Here is a 21198-nt window from a genome sequence, read left to right on the forward strand (position 1 = left end):
CCGAGCCTCCTGGACGAGCCCTGTTCCCCCTCCGGGCCGCGAGGGGCGTCGGACCCGGAGGGGGAGGGGACATGCGGTACCGGCGGGACGGACAGCGGAGGGTGTCCGTCAGATCCCGTCGCCTCTCGCCCGGCGATGCAGGAGCCAGGTACCGCCCGCGGCGGCGACGGCGAGAGCCGCCACACCGGCCGCGGTCTGCACGGGGTCGGGGCCGAGTGCGCCGCCGACCCCCGTCTTCACACTGCCTCGCGGGTGCACCGACTGCCGCTGCGAGGTCAGCGTCACCACCAGGTCGCCCGTGACCTGGCGCCCGCCACCGGTACAGGCCGCGGTGATCTCGTACGTCCCCGGCTGCGCGCTCGGCGGCACCCGGAACCGGCCGCTCGCGTCCCGCTCCTCGCCGCCCGGCGCCAGCGTGAAGGTCCCGGCGCCGACCGCGCTGGCGTCGCCCGTCGCGGTGCCGCCGTCTCCGCAGGCGGAGGTGTGCACGGTGACCTGTTCGCCCGGCACGGCCGAGGCGGGGCGCACTTCCAGGCTCCCGGCACCCGCGGCGTAGGCCGGTGCGGCGACCGGACCGGCGGTCACGACAGCGAGCGCGCTCCCGATCAGCAGACGGGCGGTACGGCGCATCAATGCTCCCTGGGGATCAGCGGTGGATCACTGCCCTTCCGAGGTAAGGGGCAGCGAGCCGGACGCGCTTCCTGAGGGGCCGTCAGAATTGGGGTGAATGGGTGTCAGGAACCAGGGAAGGGGGCCGTGTTTACGCAGGTCAGTGCCCTTCCGCAGAGGCGCCGGGGAAGTGCGTGCGCGGCGCGTGTGAACGGGTGACGCGCCCCAGCGCTTGACCTCAACAATGGTTGAGGTATCACGCTGTCGGCATGACTTCCGCCATGGAACCCCTGAATGTCGCCGTCGTGATCGGCAGCAACCGCCACGGCCGCTTCGGCCCCGTCGTCGCCGACTGGATCCTCGACCACGTCCAGCGCCGCGAGGACCTGACGCCCGAGGTCGTCGACGTCGCCGAGATCGCCCTGCCCACGTCCTTCGCCCGTACCCCGGAGGCGGCCGACGCCCTCGCCGGCGTCACGCCGAAACTGGCCCGCGCCGACGCCTTCGTCATCCTCACCCCGGAGTACAACCACTCCTTCCCGGCGGGCCTGAAGAACCTCATCGACTGGCACTACGCCGAGTGGCGCGCCAAGCCCGTGGCCCTCGTCTCCTACGGCGGCCTCGCGGGCGGTCTGCGCGCCGCGGAGCACCTCCGGCAGGTCTTCGCCGAACTGCACGCCGTGACGGTCCGGGACACCGTCTCCTTCCACAACGCCGGCGCCTCTTTCGACGACGCCGGCCGCCTGAAGGACCCGGCCGGACCGGACGCGGCGGCCAAGACGATGCTGGACCAACTGGTGTGGTGGGGAACCGCCCTGAGGGAGGCAAAGGAACGCAGGCCGTACGCGGCGTAGCCCTGGCCGGGCGGGGACGGGTCTGGAAACCGCCGGGCCGGGCCGGGGGCGCGTCCGGAGGCCGCGGGGCCGGGCGGGGGCGCGTCCGAAGGCCGCGGGGCCGGGCCGGGGGCGGGTCCGGAGGCCGCGGGGCCGGGCCGGGGGGGCGCGTCCGGAGACCGCCGAGCCGCGCGAGACCGGCCCTCGCACCTGCGCAGGCGGCGGTGGCCGCCCCGGGGCTGGCCCGCTGCTCCGCCTGCGCGGGACCGAACACCTTCGGCGTACTGACGCCGGTGCCTGCCTGGGCGGAGATCGGGCGGCGGCCGGCCGGGATCGTCGCGGCCGAACTCGCCCCGGACGGCACGAGGTCCCGGTCCTGCCGGTCCTGCCCGGTCTCGCCGGTCCCACCCGGTCTCGCTGATCCCGCCGGTCCCGCCGCACCTGCCCGGTCCCGCCGGACCGACCCGGTCTCGCCGGTCCCGCCTGCCCGGTCCCGCCGGACCCACCCAGACCCACCGCCCCCGCCCGGACCCACCCGGTCCACCGCCGTACCCCCAGGCGCCCTGGTACGACGGCACAGGCAGATGTCGTGGCGCGGGCGCCCTCCGTCAGGAGTTTGCGGGAAGGCCGGTGCCGGGAGGGACCGGCCTTCCCGGGTGTTCGGCGTCCCACGCCGCACGCGCCGCCGCTATCGCCGGTTTGTGGTCGCGGGACCAGTCCGCGAGGCCGGAGATCATGCCCGACAGGCCCGCGCCCATCGCGGTCAGGCGGTACTCGACCTGGGGTGGGAGGGTCGGATGGACGATCCGTTCGACCAGCCCGTCCCGGCACAGCCGCTTCGTGGTCAGCGACAGCATGCGCTGCGAGATGCCCGGTATCGCGCGCTCCAGCGCGCCGTAGCGGCGGCTGCCCTTGGCGAGTTCCACGACCACCAGGACCGTCCACCGGTCGCCGAGCCGGTCCAGCACATCGCGGATCCCGCAGTCGTCATCGCCACACGGCCCTACCGGAACAGGGGCGCTGAGCTGGGAACTTACGGCCGTGTTCGGGACTGACACGAAAGTGCCTCCTTACGGACCCGCCGAACCCGGCGGATGCTCGGTGCTGTTCTTACCGGGATCAACGCAAGGACTGTTCGAATGATTCTCGTGACCGGCGTTTCAGGAGCACTCGGCCGTCTGGTGCTCCAGGGCCTGACCGCGCTCGGCGGACCCGAGGTGGTGGCCGGCACCCGCGGCGGCGACGGTACGACCGCCCGCCGGATCGACTTCGACGACCCGGCGAGCCTGCCGAAAAGCTTCGCCGGGACCGACGTCCTGGTGATGATCTCGGCCGGCTACGCCGAGGACGACGCCGTGCTGGCCCGCCACGGCGCGGTGGCCGACGCGGCGGCCGAGGCGGGCGTACGCCAGGTGATCTACACCAGCCTGGCGGGCTCCGGCGAGCGCACGACCCTCGCCCTGCCGCACCGCTGGACCGAGCACCGCCTGGCCCAGGGTCCCTTCGCCACCACGGTCCTGCGCAACGGCCTCTACGCCGAACTGCTCGGCGGCCTCGCGGCGGCGAGCGCCGGAGCGGCCGCCCGGACCGGGGTCTTCTCGGCCGCCCTCGGCAGGGGACGGATGTCGGTCGTGGCCAGGGCGGACCTCGCGGACATCACCGTGCGGGTGGCGGCCGAGGCCGACCGCGCGCTCGTGGCCGGCGCCCGCAGCCGCCACGCGGGACGGACGTACGAGCTGGAGGGCGGCACCGCGCTCGGCGGCGACGACATCGCCGACCTGCTCGCCAAGCGGTACGGCAGGACCGTCACCTACCGTCCCGCACCCCTCTCCGAGGCGCGCGCCGCGCTGGCGGACCAGGGCTATGAGGCCTACCAGGTCACCCACACCCTGTCCCTGCTCTCCAACACGGGCGCGGGCTTCCTGGAGGCCCGCACCTCCGACCTGCCTGAGCTGTTGGATGCGGCGCCCCGCCCGGTGCACGACCTGGTGGCGAAGGCCGCGGCTGGCTGAACCCGCCCGCGCTCAGCTCACGCCGACCGCGCTCCACGCCGCCCCGACCGCCGCGTACTCCGAACTCCCCGCCCCGTAAAGCTCCTTCGCCGCGCTCAGCGTCGCCGTGCGCGCGCCCGCGTAGTTCGTGGACGACGTCATGTAGACCGTCAGCGCCCGGTACCAGATCGCGCCCAGCTTGGCGCGGCCGATGCCGGTGACGGAAGAGCCGTCGCAGGTGGGGGAGTCGTGGACGGTGCCGTTGATCGTCTTCGCGCCGCTTCCCTCCGCCAGCAGATACGCGAAGTGGTTGCCGACGCCGGAGGAGTAGTGGACGTCGAGACCGGCCGTCGCCGGGCTCCAGCAGTCCACCGAACTGCCGTCCCTGGAGGGCTGGTCCATGTAACGCAGCGCCTCCTGCCCGAACCCGTCCTGGACGATCTTCTCGCCGATCAACCAGTCCCCGGGGTCCGAGGAGTTGGCCGCGTGGAACTCCACCAGCGTGCCGAAGACGTCGGAGGTCGCCTCGTTGAGCCCGCCGGACTCGCCCGAGTAGGTCAGCGCGGCCGTCTTCGACGTCACCCCGTGCGCCATCTCGTGCCCGGCCACGTCCAGCGACACCAGCGGGCCGAGATTCGTCCCGTCACCGTCGCCGTACGTCATGCAGAAGCAACTGTCGTCCCAGAAGGCGTTGTTGTACCGGGTGCCGTAATGCACCCGGTTGTACGAGCCCTTGCCGTCGCCCGCGATGCCGTTGCGGCCGTGCACGCCCTTGAAGTAGTCCCAGGTCATGTCGGTGCCGTACTGGGCGTCCACCGCGGCGGAAGCGCGGTCGGTGGTCGTGCCCGTGCCCCAGTGGTTGTCGGCGTCGGTGAACACCGTCGACGGCGCCCGGCTGAGGCAGATCGTGCCCAGCAGGCAAAGGTCCGACCGGCCCCCCGCGTCGCCGGTGTACGTGCCGCCGCGTGAGGCGTCCTTGAGCTGGTACGTCGATCCCGAGAGCGTCGTGCCGAGCGGCACGGTCCCGCTGTACAGCGACTTCCCGTCGCCGCCCACCGTCTCCAGGGTGTCCCAGGCGTCGATCTGGGTGCCGGTGCGCGCGTCGGTCAGCACGGTCCGCCCGACCGGGTTGCCCAGGGAGTCCTTGGCCAGGACGTCCGTCCGCCAGGCCAGCTTCGGTGCGCCGTGCAGGGCGTCCACCACGAGCCGGGGCTCGGCGGTGAGCTGCCGGAGCGCCTCGCCGAGGTTGGCGGCGCGCAGGGCGTTCACGGCGAGGTCGGCGGCGCGGGCGGCGGGGAGCGCGGGGGTGACACCGGCGGCCGGGGCGGGAGTTCCCCTGACGGCGCGGGAGGCGCCGCGGTAGGTCCCGTCCTTGGCGAGGTGGACGACGAAGTCACCGCCCAGGACCGGCAACTGACGGTACGTCCGGTCGTACCGGACGTGCTGCGTGCCGTCCGCGTCCACGATGACGTCCCGCACCTTCGTGTCCTGCGCCGAGGTCAGCCCCAGGGCCGCGGCGTGGTCGAGGAGGGCGGCGGCCGCGTTCTCGACGGCCACGGCCCGGGTCGGCCGGTCGGCGGCGCCCGCGGACGGGGTGAGCGTCGCGGCGAGCAGCCCGGCCGCGGTGACGGCGACACCGGCGGTGGCTCGACGGGAACCTCGGACGTGCGGCCGTATCCGGCTCATGGATCTCCTCGGGAGGGAGCGGGTGATCTTGTCCTGCGATTTAAGGGGGCATGACAGATCCGTGGCCAGGGCCGTCCCGTGGAGATGTGTGAGGGGTCAGAATCGTTTCTGTGACCCTTCCGTTCTTCGTCTACGGCACGCTGCGGCCCGGCGGGCCGAACCACGACCTCTTCCTGCGCGGCCGCACGCTGACGGAGGAACCGGCGGCCCTCGGCGGGGCGTGGCTCTACGACGGACCCGGATATCCCTACGTCGTAGAGGCGCCCGGCGGACGGGTCCACGGCGAGCTGATCACGGCGCGCCCCGACGCCTACCCGGACCTCCTGAGGGCCCTGGACAGGCTGGAGGACTACACGCCGGGGGGCTCACGCAACCTGTACGAGCGCGTCGAGCGAGAGGTGCGCACCGGATCACGTCGGGTGCGGGCGTGGGTGTACGTGGCCGCACCAGCCGTGGCGGCACGGCTGCGCGCCCACGGCAGCCTCATCGACGGCGGCGACTGGGCCGTACGCCTATAGCGCGCCCTCCACCGTCTGCAGCGAGCCGTCCACCGTCTCCACCCGCACCGCGCACACCTTGAACTCCGGCATGCGGGAGGTCGGGTCGAGCGCCGGGTTGGTGAGGGTGTTCGCGCGGCCCTCGCCCGGCCAGTGGAACGGCATGAACACCGTGTCGGGGCGGATGGCGGTGGTGATGCGGGCCGGGGCCACCGCCCGGCCGCGGCGGGAGACCACGGCGAGCGGGTCGCCCTCGGCCGCGCCGAGCCGCGCCGCCAGCCGCGGGTGCAGCTCCACGAAGGGGCCGGGCGCGGCGGCGTTGAGCTCGTCGACCCGGCGGGTCTGGGCGCCCGACTGGTACTGCGAGACCACCCGCCCCGTCGTCAGCAGCACCGGGTACTCCTCGTCCGGTTCCTCGGCCGCCGCCCGGTGCGCGACCGGCACGAACCGGGCCCGGCCGTCCTCCGTGGCGAACCGGTCGTGGAAGAGCCGGGGCGTGCCGGGGTGGACCGGCTCCGGGGCGTCCCCGTCCGCCGGGCACGGCCAGAAGACGCCGTTCTCCTCGATGAGCCTGCGGTAGGTGATGCCGGAGTAGTCGGCGGGACCGCCCGCGCTGGCCCGGCGCAGCTCCTCGAAGACCTCCTCGGGGTCGGTGGGGAAGCCCTTCTCCACCCCGAGGCGGTCGGCGAGTTCGTGCATGACCTCCAGGTCGCTGCGGATGCCGTCGGGGGGCGTGATCGCCTGCCGGCGCAGCAGCACCCGCCCCTCCAGGTTCGTCGTCGTACCCGTCTCCTCCGCCCACTGCGTCACCGGCAGCACGACGTCCGCCAGCGCCGCCGTCTCCGACAGCACCACGTCACAGACGGCGAGGAAGTCCAGGGATTTGATGCGTTCCTCGATGTGCGCGGCGCGCGGCGCGGAGACCACCGGGTTGGAGGCCATCAGCAGCAGCGCGCGAATGTCCGTGCCCAGCGCGTCCAGCAGCTCGTAGGCGCTGCGTCCCGGGCCCGGCAGCGAGTCGGGGTCCACGCCCCACACCTCGGCCACGTGCCGCCGTGCCTCGGGGTCCGTCAGCTTGCGGTAGCCGGGCAACTGGTCGGCCTTCTGGCCGTGTTCGCGTCCGCCCTGGCCGTTGCCCTGCCCGGTGAGGCAGCCGTAGCCGGACAGCGGGCGCCCCGCGCGGCCGGTCGCCAGGCACAGGTTGATCCAGGCGCCCACCGTGTCGGTGCCCTTGGACTGCTGTTCCGGGCCCCGGGCGGTGAGCACCATGGCCGCCTCCGGCTCGCAGAACATCCGTACCGCTTCCCGCAGTTCCGGCACGGACACGCCGGTGATCCGCTCGACGTACTCGGGCCAGTGCGCCAGCGCCTCCGCGCGGGCCTCCTCCCAGCCGGTGGTCCGCTCGCGGATGTACTCCTCGTCCGTGCGCCCCTCGGCGACGACCAGGTGCAGCAGCCCGAGCGCGAGGGCGAGGTCGGTGCCGGGGCGGGGCGCCAGGTGCAGGTCGGCCTGCTCCGCGGTCTTCGTGCGGCGCGGGTCGACGACGATCAGGGTGCCGCCGTTCTCCCGCAGCTCGTGGAAGAACCGCAGCGACGGCGGCATCGTCTCCGCGGGATTGGAGCCGACGAGGATCACGCAGCCCGTCTTCGGGATGTCCTCCAGCGGGAACGGCAGCCCGCGGTCCAGGCCGAACGCCTTGATCCCGGCGGCCGCCGCGGAGGACATGCAGAAGCGGCCGTTGTAGTCGATCTGCGAGGTGCCGAGCACCACCCGCGCGAACTTGCCGAGCGTGTACGCCTTTTCGTTCGTCAGACCGCCGCCGCCGAAGACCCCGACCGCGTCCGGGCCGTGCTCCGCCCGCGTGCGGCTGAGCCCCTCGGCGATCCGGTCCAGTGCCTCCTCCCAGGAGGCGGGCACCAGAGTGCCCTCGGAGCGCACCAACGGGGAGGTCAGCCGCACCCGGGAGGAGAGCACTGCCGGCGCCGTACGGCCCTTGCCGCACAGCGCGCCCCGGTTCACCGGGAAGTCCGCCCGCTCACTCAGCTCGACCGTCCCGTCCGGGGCGGGCGTCAGATTCATCCCGCACTGCAGGGCGCAGTACGGGCAGTGCGTGGGCGTGGCGGTGTTCTGCATGCCCTCCAGCGTGCTTCGGCCGTGTTACGTGCCGTGACGGCGGATTGTTACGCCACGTCGACGGCCACCTCCCCGTCGACCCCCGCGGGCGGTGAGGCACCGTTCACCGGCCGGCCGCGAGCGCTTCCGCGACCCCGGGTTCCGCCGGTCCGAGGAAGGTGGGGTCCGGCCGGAGCACCGCGTCCAGCGCGGCCTTGCCCGCCGCGAGGATCTCCCGGGTGCCGCCGTAGTACCAGGTGGCGTCGTGCGCGGCGGTCACCCCGACCCCGTACGACGTCACACCGGCCGCCTCGCACAGGGCGAGAGCCCGCCGGATGTGGAACCCCTGGCTGATCAGCACCGCCTCGTCCACCCCGAAGATCTTCTTCGCGCGTACGCAGGAGTCCCAGGTGTCGAAGCCCGCGTAGTCGCTGACGATGCGCGCGTCGGGCACCCCGTGCCGGGTCAGATAGGCGCGCATGGCGTCCGGCTCGTCGTAGTCCTCGCGGCTGTTGTCGCCGGTGACCAGGACGACCTTCACCCGTCCCGCGCGGTACAGCTCGGCCGCCGCGTCCAGCCGGTGGGCCAGGTACGGCGACGGCTCCCCCTGCCACAGGCCCGCGCCGAAGACGACGGCCACGTCGGTGCGCGGCGCGTCGGCGAGGGAGCGCAGCCGGTCGCCGGTGGAGACGTACATCCAGGTCATCGGAGTCAGGGCCAGCACACACGCCGCCATCAGCGCCTGCACCAGCCGGCGTTGTGCGGTGCGGGTGCGCGGCAGGCGGATCCTCATGCACCGTAGGACGCCGGGCGCCCGCGCCCGGTTGCGTGACCAAGGTCACTCGGGCCGCCGAAAGCCCAGGTCAGGCCGGTTCACAGCGCCGGGGCCCGGACGGTGAACCTACGGAAAAGACCCGTGACCCCCGCGCAACGGCGTGGCAACCTCCGGCCCCCACCATCGGTTCATGACGGCGTCGCCCTCACTTCACGACGAGTCCACGTCCCTCGACAGTTCGGCGCATCTCATGAACCGGATCAGCAGCCAGCTCGGCACCGTCGCGCTCGACGGCCGGCGCCGCCCCACCCCGCCCGCGCTGGTGGTCGTGGCCCACGGCAGCCGGGACCCGCGCGCCCTGAGCACCGTCCACGCCCTCCTGGAGCGCGTCCGCGAACTCCGCCCGGGCCTGCCCGTACGGCTGGGCCACATCGAACTGAACGAGCCCCTGCTCCCCGACACGCTCGCCGCCCTCGACACGGACGCGGCCGTGCTGGTCCCCCTCCTCCTCAGCCGCGGCTACCACGTGAAACGGGACATCCCCGAGATGGCGGCGCAGTCCGCCGTACGCACGAGCGTGGCCCAGCCGCTGGGACCGCACCCCCTCCTGGTGGAGGCCCTCTACGACCGCCTGATGGAGGCCGGCTGGGCCCGGAACCCCGGAACGGCCGTGGTCCTGGCCGCGGCGGGCTCCCGCGACCCCGACTCCAGGGTGGACACCAACCACACGGCGGCCCTCCTCTCGGACCGCCTCGGCGTCCCGGTGCTCCCCGCCTACGCCACGACGGCCGCCCCCACGGTTCCCGACGCGATCAAGCTGCTCACCGCCCGGGGCCACCACCGCATAGCGGTCGCCTCCTGCTTCACGGCCCCCGGCCGCTTCGCGACGGAGTGCGCGACCCAGGCCCCGTGGCTCGCCTCGGCCCCCCTGGGCCCTCACCCGGCGATGGCCCGACTGGTCCTCCACCGCTACGACCAGAGCCTGGCGACCAGCGCCGCGGGCACGTACCTCAGGGGCGCGGGGAACCGCGCGACCAGCCACCGGCAACCCGCACTCGCCACGTAAGAGTCCAGGGCAGACGCGTCGGCGCATAGTGTCGACGCATGGCCCACGAGAACCACCTCCCACCCCCCGGCTACGACCCGCCCTCCGTGGAACGCTGGTCGAAGGAACCGGACAAGCGCCCGGGCCGCACCGCCTTCCAGCGGGACCGCGCCCGCATCCTCCACTCCTCCGCCCTCAGACGGCTCGCCGGCAAGACCCAGGTCGTCACCCCGGGCACCCGCAGCCAGATGTGGGACGCCAGCCCCCGCACCCGCCTCACCCACTCCCTGGAGTGCGCCCAGGTGGGCCGAGAGCTGGGCGCGGCCCTCGGCTGCGACCCGGACCTCGTCGAGGCCGCCTGCCTGGCCCACGACCTCGGCCACCCCCCGTTCGGCCACAACGGCGAACAGGCACTCAACGAATTCGCCCAGGACGTCGGCGGATTCGAGGGCAACGCCCAGTCGCTCAGGCTCCTCACCCGGATCGAGCCCAAGCGGTTCACCCCCCAGGGCTCCGTCGGACTCAACCTCACCCGTGCCACCCTCGACGCCGCCACCAAGTACCCCTGGCCCCGGGGCGCCCACCCCACCGACCCCACGTCGGTGAAGTTCGGCGTCTACGACGACGACCGGCCCGTCTTCGACTGGGTCCGCGAGGGCGCCCCCGGCACCCGCGCCACCTTCGAGGCCCAGGTGATGGACTGGGCCGACGACGTGGCGTACTCCGTGCACGACGTAGAGGACGGCCTGCACGCCGGCCACATCGACCCCAACTGCCTGCACGCCGACCCCGAACGCGAGGCGGTCTTCGCGGTGGCCGTCGGACGGTACGTCCCGGCGGACACCGACCCGGCCGAACTCGCCGCCGCCCTCGACCGGCTCCAGGACCAGGAGTGGTGGCCGCACGGCTACGACGGCACCGCCGCCGCCCAGGCCCGCCTCAAGGACGCCACCAGCCAGCTCATCGGCCGCTTCTGCCTCGCCGCGGAGGGCGCCACCCGCGCCGCCCACGGCTCCGGGCGGCTCACCCGGTACGGCGCCGAACTCGTCGTACCTTGGGACATCCGGCTGGAGTGCGCGGTCCTGAAGGCCGTCGCCGACCGGTACGTCATGCAGCGGGCCGAGCAGGAGCGGCTGCGGGCCGATCAGCGGATCGTCGTGGCCGAACTGGCCGAGGCGCTGACCGCGCGGGCGCCGGAGGGGCTGGACCCACAGTTCCGGGCGCTGTTCGACCGGGCGCCCGACGACCGGGAGCGCAAGCGGGTGATCGTGGACCAGATCGCGTCCCTCACCGACGCCTCGGCCCGTTCGCTTCACGTACGCCTTACGGGGCACGCGTGAGAGTGAGGGGGCGTGCGTGACATGCAACGCGCCCGATTGTGACCCTCCGTGGCCTGATCGGGCCACTCCCTCTTCCCCCATCACACTCCGTGCGGGACGCTCGCAAGTGGCGGCACCCTTACGAGGAGGCATCAAGTGGTCGACGCGGATCAGACATTCGTCATCGTCGGAGGAGGACTCGCCGGCGCGAAGGCGGCCGAGACGCTGCGCGCGGAGGGCTTCACGGGCCGCGTGATACTGATCTGCGACGAGCGCGACCACCCCTACGAGCGTCCGCCGCTGTCCAAGGGCTATCTGCTCGGCAAGGAGGAGCGCGACAGCGTCTTCGTGCACGAGCCCGGCTGGTACGCGCAGCACGACGTCGAGCTGCACCTCGGCCAGACCGTCGACAGGATCGACCGTACGGCGAAGACGGTCCGCTTCGGCGAGGACGGCACGGTCGTCCACTACGACAAGCTGCTGCTCGCCACCGGCGCCGAGCCCCGGCGCCTGGACATCCCGGGCACCGACCTGGCCGGCGTGCACCATCTGCGCCGGCTCGCGCACGCCGAGCGGCTCAAGGGCGTCCTGGCCGCGCTCGGCCGGGACAACGGCCACATCGTGATCGCCGGGGCCGGCTGGATCGGCCTGGAGGTCGCGGCGGCGGCCCGGGAGTACGGCGCCGAGGTCACCGTCGTCGAGCCGGAGCCGACCCCGCTGCACGGCGTCCTCGGCCCGGAGCTCGGCCAGCTCTTCGCCGAGCTGCACCGGGAGCACGGGGTGCGCTTCCACTTCGGGGCGCGGCTGACGGAGATCATCGGGCAGGACGGCGTGGTGCTGTCCGCGCGCACGGACGACGGCGAGGAGCACCCGGCGCACGACGTGCTGGCGGCGATCGGGGCGGCGCCGCGGACCGGCCTCGCGGAGGCGGCGGGCCTGGAGATCGCCGACCGCGCCCACGGCGGCGGACTCGTCGTCGACGAACGGCTGCGCACCTCCGACCCGGACATCTACGCCGCCGGCGACGTCGCGTCCTTTCCGCACCCCCTGTTCGGCACCAGCCTGCGCGTCGAGCACTGGGCCAACGCCCTCAACGGCGGCCCGGCCGCGGCCCGCGCGATGCTCGGCCGGGACGTCGTCCACGACCGGGTGCCCTACTTCTTCTCCGACCAGTACGACCTGGGGATGGAGTACTCCGGCTGGGCGCCCCCCGGCTCCTACGACGAAGTGGTGATCCGAGGGGACGCGGGCAAGCGGGAGTTCGTCGCGTTCTGGCTGAAGGAGGGCCGGGTGCTGGCCGGGATGAACGTGAATGTGTGGGACGTCACAGACCCGGTCCAGCGGCTGATCCGCGCCCGGGCCCGGGTGAACGCCGAGGCGCTGGCGGACCCGCACACAGCGCTCGAAAGCCTCATCCCTTAGCTGTCGGTCCGTCGCCGTAGTATTCACGCGTGGCAGGTCGGATCAATGACGAGGACGTGAAGGCGGTTCGGGACGCGGTCCCGATCGACGCCGTGGTGTCCGAGTACCTCCAGCTGCGCAACGCGGGCGGCGGCAACCTCAAGGGGCTCTGCCCGTTCCACGACGAGAAGTCGCCCTCCTTCCAGGTCAGCCCGAGCAAGGGGCTCTTCCACTGCTTCGGCTGCCAGGAGGGCGGCGACACCATCACGTTCGTGATGAAGGTCGACCACCTCTCCTTCTCCGAGGCGGTCGAGCGCCTCGCCGGCCAGGCCGGCATCACCCTGCGTTACGAGGAGGGCGGCTACAACCCCTCCCACCAGCGCGGCGAGCGGATCCGGCTGGTCGAGGCCCACAAGATCGCCGCCGAGTGGTACGCCGAGCAGCTCGCCGTCAGCCCCGAGGCCGAGACCGGCCGGGTGTTCCTCGCCGAGCGCGGCTTCGACCAGGCCGCCGCCGTGCACTTCGGCGTCGGCTACAGCCCGCAGGGGTGGGACCACCTCACCCGCTATCTGCGCGGCAAGGGGTTCTCCGACAAGGAGCTGATCCTCTCCGGTCTCTCCCAGGAGGGCCGCCGCGGCCCCATCGACCGCTTCCGGGGCCGGCTGATGTGGCCCATCCGCGACATCGGCGGCGAGGTCGTCGGCTTCGGCGCGCGCAAGCTGTACGAGGCGGACAACGGCCCGAAGTACCTCAACACCCCCGACACCGCGATCTACCGCAAGAGCCAGGTCCTCTACGGCATCGACCTGGCGAAGAAGGAGATCGCGAAGTCCTCCCGCGCGGTCGTCGTCGAGGGCTACACCGACGTCATGGCCTGCCATCTCGCCGGGGTCCCGACGGCCATCGCGACCTGCGGCACCGCCTTCGGCACCGACCACATCAAGATCCTGCGCCGGCTCCTGATGGACAACGGCTCGGCCCGGGTGATCTTCACCTTCGACGGTGACGCGGCCGGCCAGAAGGCGGCCCTGCGCGCCTTCGAGGACGACCAGAAGTTCGCCGCCGAGACCTACATCGCCATCGCCCCCGACGGCATGGACCCCTGCGACCTGCGCCTCGCCAAGGGCGACGAGGCCGTCGCCGACCTTGTCGAACCCCGCACCCCGCTCTTCGAGTTCGCCCTCCGCCAGATCGTCCTGCGCTACGACCTGGACACCCCCGGCGGCCGGGCCGCGGCACTGGACGAGGCCGCGCCGATCGTCGCCCGCATCAAGAACAGCGGCGCCCAGCACGAGGTCGCCGTCCAGCTGGCCGGCATGCTCGGCATCCTCGACACCCAGTTCGTGGTCAAGCGGGTGGCCCAGCTGGCCCGTTGGGCCCGGGACCGCGGCGGCAAGGGCCCGGCCCCGGCGCGCGGCCCGCGGCAGCCGTACGACGCCGCCCCCCGGCCGATGGCGGGGGGCCCGGCGCTCAACCTCCGCAACCCCGTCTACGCCACCGAGCGCGAGCTGCTCAAGCTCGCCCTCCAGCGCCCCGAGCTGGTCTCCCCGGCCTTCGACGCGTACGGCATCGACGAGTTCACGGCCGCGCCCTACGCCGCCGTGCGCCAGGCGGTCATGGAGGCGGGCGGCGTCGAGTACGGCGTCCAGGACGCGCAGGACTATCTGGTCCGGGTGCGGGACGCGGCGCCCGACGACGCGGTCCGCGCGATGGTCACCGAGCTGGCCGTCGAGGCGATCATGCGCCGTACCGTCGACGAGAACTACGCGGGCGAACAGCTCGTCACCGTCCGCCGCCGGGCCGTCGAGCGCCGCATCCGTGACATCCAGTCCCAGATGACCCGGCTCTCCGCGGGCGGGGACCCGGCCCGACTCGCCGCGGTGCAGAACGAACTGTGGGTTCTCCAGCAGTACGACCAGGCTCTGCGGGAGCACGGAGCCGCAGCTCTGTAGCCCTGCGGGCGCTCCCGCGATAACCGCGCGGTCACGGACCGAACGCAAAAAGTCACCGCACGCCCCTCGTGGCGGCGATGTGTCGTACGCAACACTGGGTTCCGGTGCCTGAGTCCTCGGAGCGCGGCCGATCCGTCCCCTACGGGTCCCATACCCCCGCGGTTCCGCTCATCGCGTACGGGACGGACAGCGGCGAGGCCGCCGACTCCGCCCCCGAAGCCGCGCTGCCGCTCTTTTCAGCAGCGATCATCCTGGAGGTCGCCCCCGTGCAGACCCAGACCCTCACCCAGACCGACACCGGTACCGCCGGCGGCACGGACGCCGCACCGGACGAGGAGCCCGACGTCCTCGTCGCGGTGCCCCCGCAGAACCGTGCCGCGCACCACCCCGAGACCGAGCCGGAGACCCCGGCCGCCCTCGACGAACCGCCCGAGCCGGTGCGCGCCCCCCGGGCCGACAACAGCGGGCCGTCCTCGGACCTGTTCCGCCAGTACCTGCGGGAGATCGGCCGCATCCCGCTGCTCACGGCCGCCGAGGAGGTCGAACTCGCCCGCCGCGTCGAGGCCGGCCTGTTCGCGGAGGAGAAGCTCAGCAGCACCCCCGACCTGGACAGCCAGTTGGCACTGGACCTGGACCGGCTGGTCGTGATGGGCCGGATGGCCAAGCGCCGCCTGATCGAGGCGAACCTGCGCCTGGTGGTCTCGGTGGCCAAGCGGTACGTCGGCCGGGGCCTGACCATGCTGGACCTGGTGCAGGAGGGAAACCTGGGCCTGATCCGCGCGGTGGAGAAGTTCGACTACGCCCGCGGCTACAAGTTCTCCACGTATGCCACCTGGTGGATCCGCCAGGCCATGTCCCGGGCCCTGGCCGACCAGGCCCGCACGATCCGCGTCCCGGTCCATGTCGTGGAGCTGATCAACCGGGTGGTCCGGGTGCAGCGCCGCATGCTGCAGGAACGCGGCTACGAGCCGACCCCGGAGGAAGTGGCCGGCCAGCTGGACCTCGCTCCGGAGCGGGTGAGCGAGGTGCTGCGGCTGGCCCAGGAGCCGGTGTCCCTGCACGCCCCGGTGGGCGAGGAGGACGACGTGGCGCTCGGCGACCTGATAGAGGACGGCGACGCGGCCAGCCCGGTGGAATCGGCGGCGTTCCTCCTGCTGCGCGAGCACCTGGAGGCGGTCCTGTCCACGCTGGGCGAGCGCGAGCGCAAGGTCGTCCAGCTCCGCTACGGCCTGGCCGACGGCCGCCCCCGCACGCTGGAGGAGATAGGCCGCATCTTCGGCGTGACCAGGGAACGCATCCGCCAGATCGAGTCGAAGACCCTGAACAAACTGCGCGACCACGCCTTCGCGGACCAGCTCAGGGGATACCTGGACTAGGAGGGGGGCCGCCGGACGGCGGCCCCCGCACGCTCAGTCCACCTCGGCGACCGCCTCCGCGAACTGGGCCTTGTACAGGCGGGCGTACGCGCCGTCGGCCGCCAGCAGTTCGCCGTGGGCGCCCTGTTCGACGATGGAGCCGTTCTCCATCACCAGGATCGTGTCCGCGTCCCGGATCGTCGACAGGCGGTGCGCGATGACGAACGACGTACGGCCGTGCGCGAGTTTCGCCATCGCCTTCTGGATCAGCACCTCGGTACGGGTGTCGACGGAGGACGTCGCCTCGTCCAGCACCAGGATCACCGGATCCGACAGGAACGCCCGGGCGATGGTGATCAGCTGCTTCTCACCGGCACTGACCCCGGAACCTTCGTCGTCGATCACCGTGTCGTAGCCGTCGGGAAGGGTCCGGATGAACCGGTCCGCGTGGGCCGCCCGGGCCGCCTCCTCGATCTCGCCCGGGGTGACCTCGCGCGCGGCCCCGTACGCGATGTTCTCCGCGATGGTCCCGCCGAACAGCCAGGTGTCCTGCAGCACCATGCCGATCCCGGCGCGCAGTTCGTCCCGGGACATCGTCGCCACGTCCACCCCGTCCAGCGTGATCCGCCCGCCGGAGACCTCGTAGAACCGCATCAGGAGGTTGACCAGCGTGGTCTTCCCGGCGCCGGTCGGGCCGACGATCGCGACCGTCTGCCCGGGCTCCACCGTCAGCGTGAGGTCCTCGATGAGCGGCTTGTCGGGGTCGTACCGGAAGGACACGCCCTCCAGCGCCACCCGCCCGCGCAGCTCCTCCGGCCGCACCCCCGGGACGGGGTCCGCCGACTGCTCCTCCGCGTCGAGGAGTTCGAAGACCCGCTCGGCGGAGGCCACCCCGGACTGCACCAGGTTCGCCATCGACGCGACCTGCGTGAGCGGCATCGAGAACTGCCGCGAGTACTGGATGAAGGCCTGGACGTCACCGATGGACAGCGAGCCCGACGCCACCCGCAGACCGCCGACCACCGCCACCAGCACATAGTTGAGGTTCGACACGAACATCATCAGCGGCTGCATGATCCCGCTGTTGAACTGCGCCTTGAACCCGGCCTCGTACAGCGCCTCGTTCTGCTCGGCGAACTGCTGCGCCGACTCGTCCTGCCGCCCGAACACCTTCACCAGGGTGTGCCCGGTGTACATCTCCTCGACGTGCGCGTTGAGCGTGCCGGTGGAGCGCCACTGCTGCACGAAGTGCGGCTGCGACCGCTTGCCGACCCGGGTGGCGATGTAGAAGGAGAGCGGCACGGTCACCAGCGCGACCAGCGCCAGGATCCACGACACCCAGAACATCATCGCGAGCACCCCGATGATGGTCAGCACCGAGTTGATGAGCTGGCCCATCGACTGCTGGAGGGTCTGCCCGATGTTGTCGATGTCGTTGGTGGCGCGGGACAGCACCTCACCGCGCTGCCGCTTGTCGAAGTACGACAGCGGCAGCCGCCCCAGCTTGACCTGCACGTCCTCGCGCAGTCGGAACATGGTCCGGTTCACGGCCCGGTTCACCAGCCGCGTCGCCACCGCCATCAGCAGCCCGGCGACGGTGAACACGGCGAGCGCGAGCAGCAGCACGTTCCCGACGGCGGTGAAGTCGATGCCCTCGCCCGGCGTGAAGTCGGTACTGCGGAGCATGTCGGCCACGTTGTCGTCGCCCCGGTCCCGCATGTCCTGAAGGACCTGCTCCTTCGTGGCGCCGGGTGTCATCTCCCGTCCGACGATGCCCGCGAAGACCAGGTCGGTGGCCTGGCCGAGGATCTTCGGCCCGACGACCGTCAGCCCCACGCTGACCACGACACACGCCAGCAGCACCCAGATGGTGAGCCGCTCCGGCTTGAACTGGGCGACCAGCCGGCGGCCCGACACCTTGAAGTCCAGCGAGCGGTGGTCCGGGCCGGTGCCCGCCATCATCCGCCCCATCGGCCCGGCCATCAGGCGGCCTCCGCTTCCGTCAGCTGGGAGAGCACGATCTCCCGGTACGTCTCGTTGTCCGCCATCAGCTCCCGGTGCCGCCCGGTGCCGACGACCCGGCCCTCGTCGAGCACCACGATCCGGTCGGCGTCCCGGATGGTCGCCACCCGCTGGGCGACGATCACCACGGTCGCCTCGGCGGTCTCCCGGGCCAGCGCGGCGCGCAGGGCCGCGTCGGTGGCGTAGTCGAGAGCCGAGAAGGAGTCGTCGAACAGATAGATCTCCGGGCGCTGCACGAGTGTCCGGGCGATGGCGAGCCGCTGGCGCTGACCACCGGAGACGTTGGTGCCGCCCTGCGCGATCGGCGCGTCGAGCCCGCCGTCCAGCCGCCGCACGAACTCCTCGGCCTGGGCGACCTCCAGCGCGTGCCACAGATCCTCGTCGGTGGCGTCGGGATTGCCGTAGCGAAGGTTCGTCGCGACGGTCCCGGCGAACAGGTACGGCTTCTGCGGGACCAGGCCGACGGTCCTGGCCAGCAGCCGGGGATCGATCGTCGCCACGTCCTCGCCGTCCACCAGGACCCGCCCGTCCGTCGCGTCGAACAGCCGGGGGACCAGACCCAGCAGGGTGGACTTGCCGCTGCCGGTCGAGCCGATCACGGCGGTGGTCTCTCCGGGCAGCGCCACCAGGTCGATGCCCTTGAGCACCGGCTCCTCGGCACCCGGGTAGCGGAATCCCGCCCCGCGGATCTCCAGATGGCCGTGCCGGCGCAGCTCCCGCACCGGTGCCACCGGCGGCACCACGCTGGAGTCGGTGTCCAGGACCTCCTGGATCCGCTCGGCGCACACCTCCGCGCGCGGCACCATCATGAACATGAAGGTGGCCATCATCACGGACATCACGATCTGCATCAGATAGGCGAGGAACGCGGTCAGGTCGCCGATCTGCATGCCGCCGCTGTCGATCCGGTGCGCGCCGAACCACACCACCGCGATCGACGACAGGTTCACCACCGTCATCACGATCGGGAACATCAGCGCGAGCAGGTTCCCGGTGCCCAGCGACATCTCGGTCAGCTCGGTGTTCGCCTTGCGGAAGCGCTGCTGCTCGTACTCGTCGCGGACGAAGGCGCGGATCACGCGGTTGCCGGTGATCTGCTCGCGCAGCACCCGGTTCACCGTGTCCAGACGCACCTGCATGGCCCGGAACAGCGGCCGCATCCGCCGCACGATCAAGGTCACGCAGATGCCCAGCACCGGCACCACGGCGACCAGCACCGCGGACAGCGGCACATCCAGGCCGAGGGCCAGCACGATGCCGCCGACGCACATGATCGGCGCCGAGACCATCAGGGTGAACGTCATCAGGGCCAGCATCTGGACCTGCTGCACGTCATTGGTGGTCCGGGTGATCAGCGAGGGCGCGCCGAAGTGGCCCACCTCGCGCGCGGAGAACGACTGCACCCGGTCGAAGACGGCGGCGCGCACGTCCCGGCCGAGCGCCGCGGCGGTCCGGGCGCCGTAGTACACGGCCCCGATGTTGCACACGACCTGCGCCAGCGAGATGCCGATCATCAGGGCGCCGTAGCTGATGATGTAGCCGGTGTCGCCGTGGACGACACCGTTGTCGATGATGTCCGCGTTCAGGGTGGGCAGGTAGAGCGTGGCGCAGGTCTGCAGGAACTGGAGCAGCACCAGCAGTGCGATGGGTTTTCGGTAGGGCCTGAGATAGGTCCGCAGGAGTCGTATGAGCACGCTGTGTCTCTCGGAGTCGGCGGCGGGGCGGTTGGTTGCCCCTGGCCCCTATCGTCGGACACTCAGCCCGTGTTACCTCAACTGATTAACCCAACAAGGGTGCGCTACGGGCGAAAGGCCCCCGGATGGGTCTGCTCGCGCACCGACACGAACTGCTGGCGCACCGCCTGTCCCACCGCCAGCTCCTCGCCGGGCTCCAGCACCTGCGCCGCCGCGCCCCGCCAGGCCGGCGGATTCCGCGCGTCCAGCGTGCCCTGCGAGGTCCCGAGCGCCCAGGCGGCCTGCCGGGCGGCCCCGATCGCCGCGTAGTCGGCGGGCTGCGGTACGACGACCTGGGCGCCGAACAGCGACGGCGCCGAGGCCTGCACCGCGGGCAGCTCGGCGGCGGCCCCCAGCAGGAAGACCCGCCGCACCTCGACCCCCCGGCCGCGCAGGACGTCGAGGGCGTCCGCGAGTCCGCACAGCATGCCCTCGAAGGCGGCCCGCGCCAGATGCTCCGGCCGCATCGCCTCCCGCCTGAGCCCGGCCAGGGTGCCGGCGGTGTGCGGCAGATTCGGGGTGCGCTCGCCCTCCAGATAGGGCAGCAGCACCAGCCCGTGCGACCCCGGCGTCGACTTCATCGCCAGCTCGGACAAGCCCTCCAGATCGGGCAGCCCGAGCAGCTCGGCGGTGCCGCGCAGGGTCCGTACGGCGTTCAGGGTGGTGACGACCGGGAGGTGCATACCCGTGGCGTCGGCCAGCGCGGTGATCATCCCGGTCGGGTCGTGCAGGGCCTCGGGGTGCACGGCCATCACGGATCCGGAGGCGCCGAGCGAGACGACGGCGTCCCCCAGGCCGATGCCGAGCCCGAAGGCGGCGGCCATCGTCTCGCCGGTCCCGGCGGAGATCAGCAGCCCCTCCGGCGTCGTACCGGCGGCCTCGGCGGGGCCGATCACCTCCGGCAGCATGGCCTGGTGACCGAGCGCCAGCTCGATGAGATCGGTGCGGTAGGCGCCGGTGGCAGCGGACCAGTAGCCGGTGCCGGAGGCGCCGCCGCGGTCGGTGGTCCGGCGCACCGGTCGCCCGAGCAGCTGCCACACCAGCCAGTCGTGGGCCTGGAGCAGGACGGCGGTGCGGGCGGCGGCGTCGGGTTCGCTCTTGCTGAGCCAGCGCAGCTTGGTCACCGGCTGCGCGGCCTGCGGCACACAGCCGACGGCCTGCGCCCATGCCTCCCGCCCGCCGAGCGCGTCGACGAGATCGGCCGCGGCGACCTGGGCCCGCTTGTCGCCGCCGACCATGGCGGGCCGGGTGGTGTTGCCCTGGGAGTCCAGGGGCACGACGGCGTTCTGCTGCGAGGACACGCCGATGGCCTGCACCCCCTCCAGCAGACCGCCACCGGCGGCCTCGCCGAGGGAGAGCAGCCAGGCCTGGGGGTCGACATCGGACGGCCGCCCCTCGACCGGGTGCGGCGCATACCCCTGCCGGAGCACGGCTCCGGTGTCCGCGTCGCAGACGACGATTCGAGTGAACTCGGGCGAGCTGTCCAACCCGGCGACTATCCCCATGGCGAAAATTCTATGGGTCCCGCGCTGCGCCGGCGGCTACGTGGTGCTGGTGCCCCAGTCGTCCTCGGCCGCGCCGTTCGGATGACGGTCGCGGAGGTGGCGGACGCGCTGGGTCACCGACTCCGGGACCTTGTCGCCGACCTTGTCGCTGACGGCTTGGTAGGCCTTGCCCGCGTACACCCGGCCTTGCTGGGCCGCGGTCTCCGCGGTGTTGCGCACCGCCGGGTTCTGCGTGACCTGGCGCGCGGATTTCTTCAGCTGCTCATAGCGTTCGCGTCCGGCGCGTGTGCCGAGCACGTAACCCAGAGCCAGCCCGACGGCGAACGTGAGCTTGTAGCGCATGGCGGCGAGCCTTCCCTCGTG

The 21198-nt window shown here is 72.4% G+C and carries 17 protein-coding genes; 8 read left to right on the plus strand and 9 right to left on the minus strand.

The genetic code is table 11. The features are described 5' to 3' along the window. Nucleotides 1–108: 108 nt before the first annotated feature. A complete protein-coding gene (locus ACWD11_RS27370; RefSeq protein WP_389416164.1) occupies nucleotides 109–630 on the minus strand; it encodes a hypothetical protein in 522 nt (173 codons plus the stop codon). 248 nt (nucleotides 631–878) lie between these two features. Between ACWD11_RS27370 and ACWD11_RS27375 the strand changes: the two genes are divergently transcribed. Then, a complete protein-coding gene (locus ACWD11_RS27375; protein ID WP_451286150.1) occupies nucleotides 879–1463 on the plus strand; it encodes an NADPH-dependent FMN reductase in 585 nt (194 codons plus the stop codon). 587 nt (nucleotides 1464–2050) lie between these two features. Here the strand turns inward: ACWD11_RS27375 and ACWD11_RS27380 are convergent. Beyond that, entirely contained in the window at nucleotides 2051–2500 is a 450-nt protein-coding gene (locus ACWD11_RS27380) for a winged helix-turn-helix transcriptional regulator (protein ID WP_451286152.1), read from the minus strand. 81 nt (nucleotides 2501–2581) lie between these two features. On the opposite strand from ACWD11_RS27380, the gene ACWD11_RS27385 reads away from it, so the two are divergent. Next, nucleotides 2582–3454, plus strand: a complete 873-nt coding sequence (locus tag ACWD11_RS27385; RefSeq protein WP_451286154.1) for an NmrA family NAD(P)-binding protein — start codon at nucleotides 2582–2584, stop codon at nucleotides 3452–3454. Nucleotides 3455–3466: 12 nt separating this feature from the next. Here ACWD11_RS27385 and ACWD11_RS27390 read toward each other — a convergent pair whose 3' ends face one another. Beyond that, the gene (locus ACWD11_RS27390; RefSeq protein ID WP_451286156.1) at nucleotides 3467–5119 is read right to left on the minus strand and encodes a M4 family metallopeptidase; all 1653 of its coding nucleotides are present in this window, start codon (nucleotides 5117–5119) and stop codon (nucleotides 3467–3469) included. A 110-nt stretch (nucleotides 5120–5229) separates the two neighbouring features. On the opposite strand from ACWD11_RS27390, the gene ACWD11_RS27395 reads away from it, so the two are divergent. Beyond that, nucleotides 5230–5637, plus strand: a complete 408-nt coding sequence (locus ACWD11_RS27395) for a gamma-glutamylcyclotransferase family protein (protein ID WP_451286158.1) — start codon at nucleotides 5230–5232, stop codon at nucleotides 5635–5637. On the opposite strand, the gene ACWD11_RS27400 is transcribed toward ACWD11_RS27395, so the two are convergent. Together ACWD11_RS27400 and ACWD11_RS27405 are read right to left on the minus strand one after the other, a co-directional pair. Further along, nucleotides 5632–7749, minus strand: a complete 2118-nt coding sequence (locus tag ACWD11_RS27400; RefSeq protein WP_389416170.1) for a molybdopterin oxidoreductase family protein — start codon at nucleotides 7747–7749, stop codon at nucleotides 5632–5634. The genes ACWD11_RS27395 and ACWD11_RS27400 overlap by 6 nt on opposite strands. Before the next feature lie 103 nt (nucleotides 7750–7852). Next, nucleotides 7853–8521 carry a SanA/YdcF family protein gene (locus ACWD11_RS27405; RefSeq protein WP_451286160.1) on the minus strand — a complete coding sequence of 223 codons (669 nt, stop codon included), beginning with the start codon at nucleotides 8519–8521 and terminating at the stop codon, nucleotides 7853–7855. 172 nt (nucleotides 8522–8693) lie between these two features. On the opposite strand from ACWD11_RS27405, the gene ACWD11_RS27410 reads away from it, so the two are divergent. From ACWD11_RS27410 to ACWD11_RS27430, 5 genes are all read left to right on the plus strand, one after another. Then, nucleotides 8694–9569, plus strand: a complete 876-nt coding sequence (locus ACWD11_RS27410; protein WP_451286162.1) for a sirohydrochlorin chelatase — start codon at nucleotides 8694–8696, stop codon at nucleotides 9567–9569. 38 nt (nucleotides 9570–9607) lie between these two features. Then, nucleotides 9608–10888, plus strand: a complete 1281-nt coding sequence (locus ACWD11_RS27415) for a deoxyguanosinetriphosphate triphosphohydrolase (RefSeq protein WP_451286164.1) — start codon at nucleotides 9608–9610, stop codon at nucleotides 10886–10888. Between the two features lie 135 nt (nucleotides 10889–11023). Beyond that, entirely contained in the window at nucleotides 11024–12289 is a 1266-nt protein-coding gene (locus tag ACWD11_RS27420; protein ID WP_389416174.1) for an NAD(P)/FAD-dependent oxidoreductase, read from the plus strand. Nucleotides 12290–12318: 29 nt separating this feature from the next. Next, complete coding sequence (gene dnaG / locus ACWD11_RS27425; RefSeq protein ID WP_451286166.1) at nucleotides 12319–14220, plus strand: DNA primase; 1902 nt, start codon at nucleotides 12319–12321, stop codon at nucleotides 14218–14220. 104 nt (nucleotides 14221–14324) lie between these two features. Beyond that, nucleotides 14325–15596 carry an RNA polymerase sigma factor gene (locus ACWD11_RS27430; protein WP_389416176.1) on the plus strand — a complete coding sequence of 424 codons (1272 nt, stop codon included), beginning with the start codon at nucleotides 14325–14327 and terminating at the stop codon, nucleotides 15594–15596. Nucleotides 15597–15629: 33 nt separating this feature from the next. On the opposite strand, the gene ACWD11_RS27435 is transcribed toward ACWD11_RS27430, so the two are convergent. The 4 genes from ACWD11_RS27435 to ACWD11_RS27450 all read right to left on the minus strand — a co-directional run bounded on the left by ACWD11_RS27435 (nucleotide 15630) and on the right by ACWD11_RS27450 (nucleotide 21177). Further along, nucleotides 15630–17558 carry an ABC transporter ATP-binding protein gene (locus ACWD11_RS27435; RefSeq protein WP_451286168.1) on the minus strand — a complete coding sequence of 643 codons (1929 nt, stop codon included), beginning with the start codon at nucleotides 17556–17558 and terminating at the stop codon, nucleotides 15630–15632. After that, on the minus strand, nucleotides 17558–19291 hold the full coding sequence (locus ACWD11_RS27440) for an ABC transporter ATP-binding protein (RefSeq protein WP_389416178.1): 1734 nt from the start codon (nucleotides 19289–19291) through the stop codon (nucleotides 17558–17560). Before ACWD11_RS27440 ends, ACWD11_RS27435 begins: the two co-directional genes overlap by 1 nt. 104 nt (nucleotides 19292–19395) lie before the next feature. Further along, a complete protein-coding gene (locus ACWD11_RS27445; RefSeq protein ID WP_389416179.1) occupies nucleotides 19396–20835 on the minus strand; it encodes an FGGY family carbohydrate kinase in 1440 nt (479 codons plus the stop codon). A gap of 36 nt (nucleotides 20836–20871) precedes the next feature. Continuing rightward, nucleotides 20872–21177 (minus strand): YtxH domain-containing protein, encoded by a 306-nt coding sequence (locus ACWD11_RS27450; protein WP_389416180.1) that lies wholly within the window; start codon nucleotides 21175–21177, stop codon nucleotides 20872–20874. Nucleotides 21178–21198 lie beyond the last annotated feature (21 nt).

This window comes from Streptomyces sp. NPDC002776 (genome assembly GCF_053592195.1).

Excerpts from the sequence above, each read along its gene's own strand:
- ACWD11_RS27370 (WP_389416164.1), bottom strand. The coding sequence starts at position 630 with ATGCGCCGTACCGCCCGTCTGCTGATCGGGAGCGCGCTCGCTGTCGTG.
- ACWD11_RS27375 (WP_451286150.1), top strand. The coding sequence starts at position 879 with ATGACTTCCGCCATGGAACCCCTGAATGTCGCCGTCGTGATCGGCAGC.
- ACWD11_RS27385 (WP_451286154.1), top strand. The coding sequence starts at position 2,582 with ATGATTCTCGTGACCGGCGTTTCAGGAGCACTCGGCCGTCTGGTGCTC.
- ACWD11_RS27390 (WP_451286156.1), bottom strand. The coding sequence starts at position 5,119 with ATGAGCCGGATACGGCCGCACGTCCGAGGTTCCCGTCGAGCCACCGCC.
- ACWD11_RS27400 (WP_389416170.1), bottom strand. The coding sequence starts at position 7,749 with ATGCAGAACACCGCCACGCCCACGCACTGCCCGTACTGCGCCCTGCAG.
- ACWD11_RS27405 (WP_451286160.1), bottom strand. The coding sequence starts at position 8,521 with ATGAGGATCCGCCTGCCGCGCACCCGCACCGCACAACGCCGGCTGGTG.
- ACWD11_RS27410 (WP_451286162.1), top strand. The coding sequence starts at position 8,694 with ATGACGGCGTCGCCCTCACTTCACGACGAGTCCACGTCCCTCGACAGT.
- ACWD11_RS27415 (WP_451286164.1), top strand. The coding sequence starts at position 9,608 with ATGGCCCACGAGAACCACCTCCCACCCCCCGGCTACGACCCGCCCTCC.
- ACWD11_RS27435 (WP_451286168.1), bottom strand. The coding sequence starts at position 17,558 with ATGGCCGGGCCGATGGGGCGGATGATGGCGGGCACCGGCCCGGACCAC.
- ACWD11_RS27445 (WP_389416179.1), bottom strand. The coding sequence starts at position 20,835 with ATGGGGATAGTCGCCGGGTTGGACAGCTCGCCCGAGTTCACTCGAATC.
- ACWD11_RS27450 (WP_389416180.1), bottom strand. The coding sequence starts at position 21,177 with ATGCGCTACAAGCTCACGTTCGCCGTCGGGCTGGCTCTGGGTTACGTG.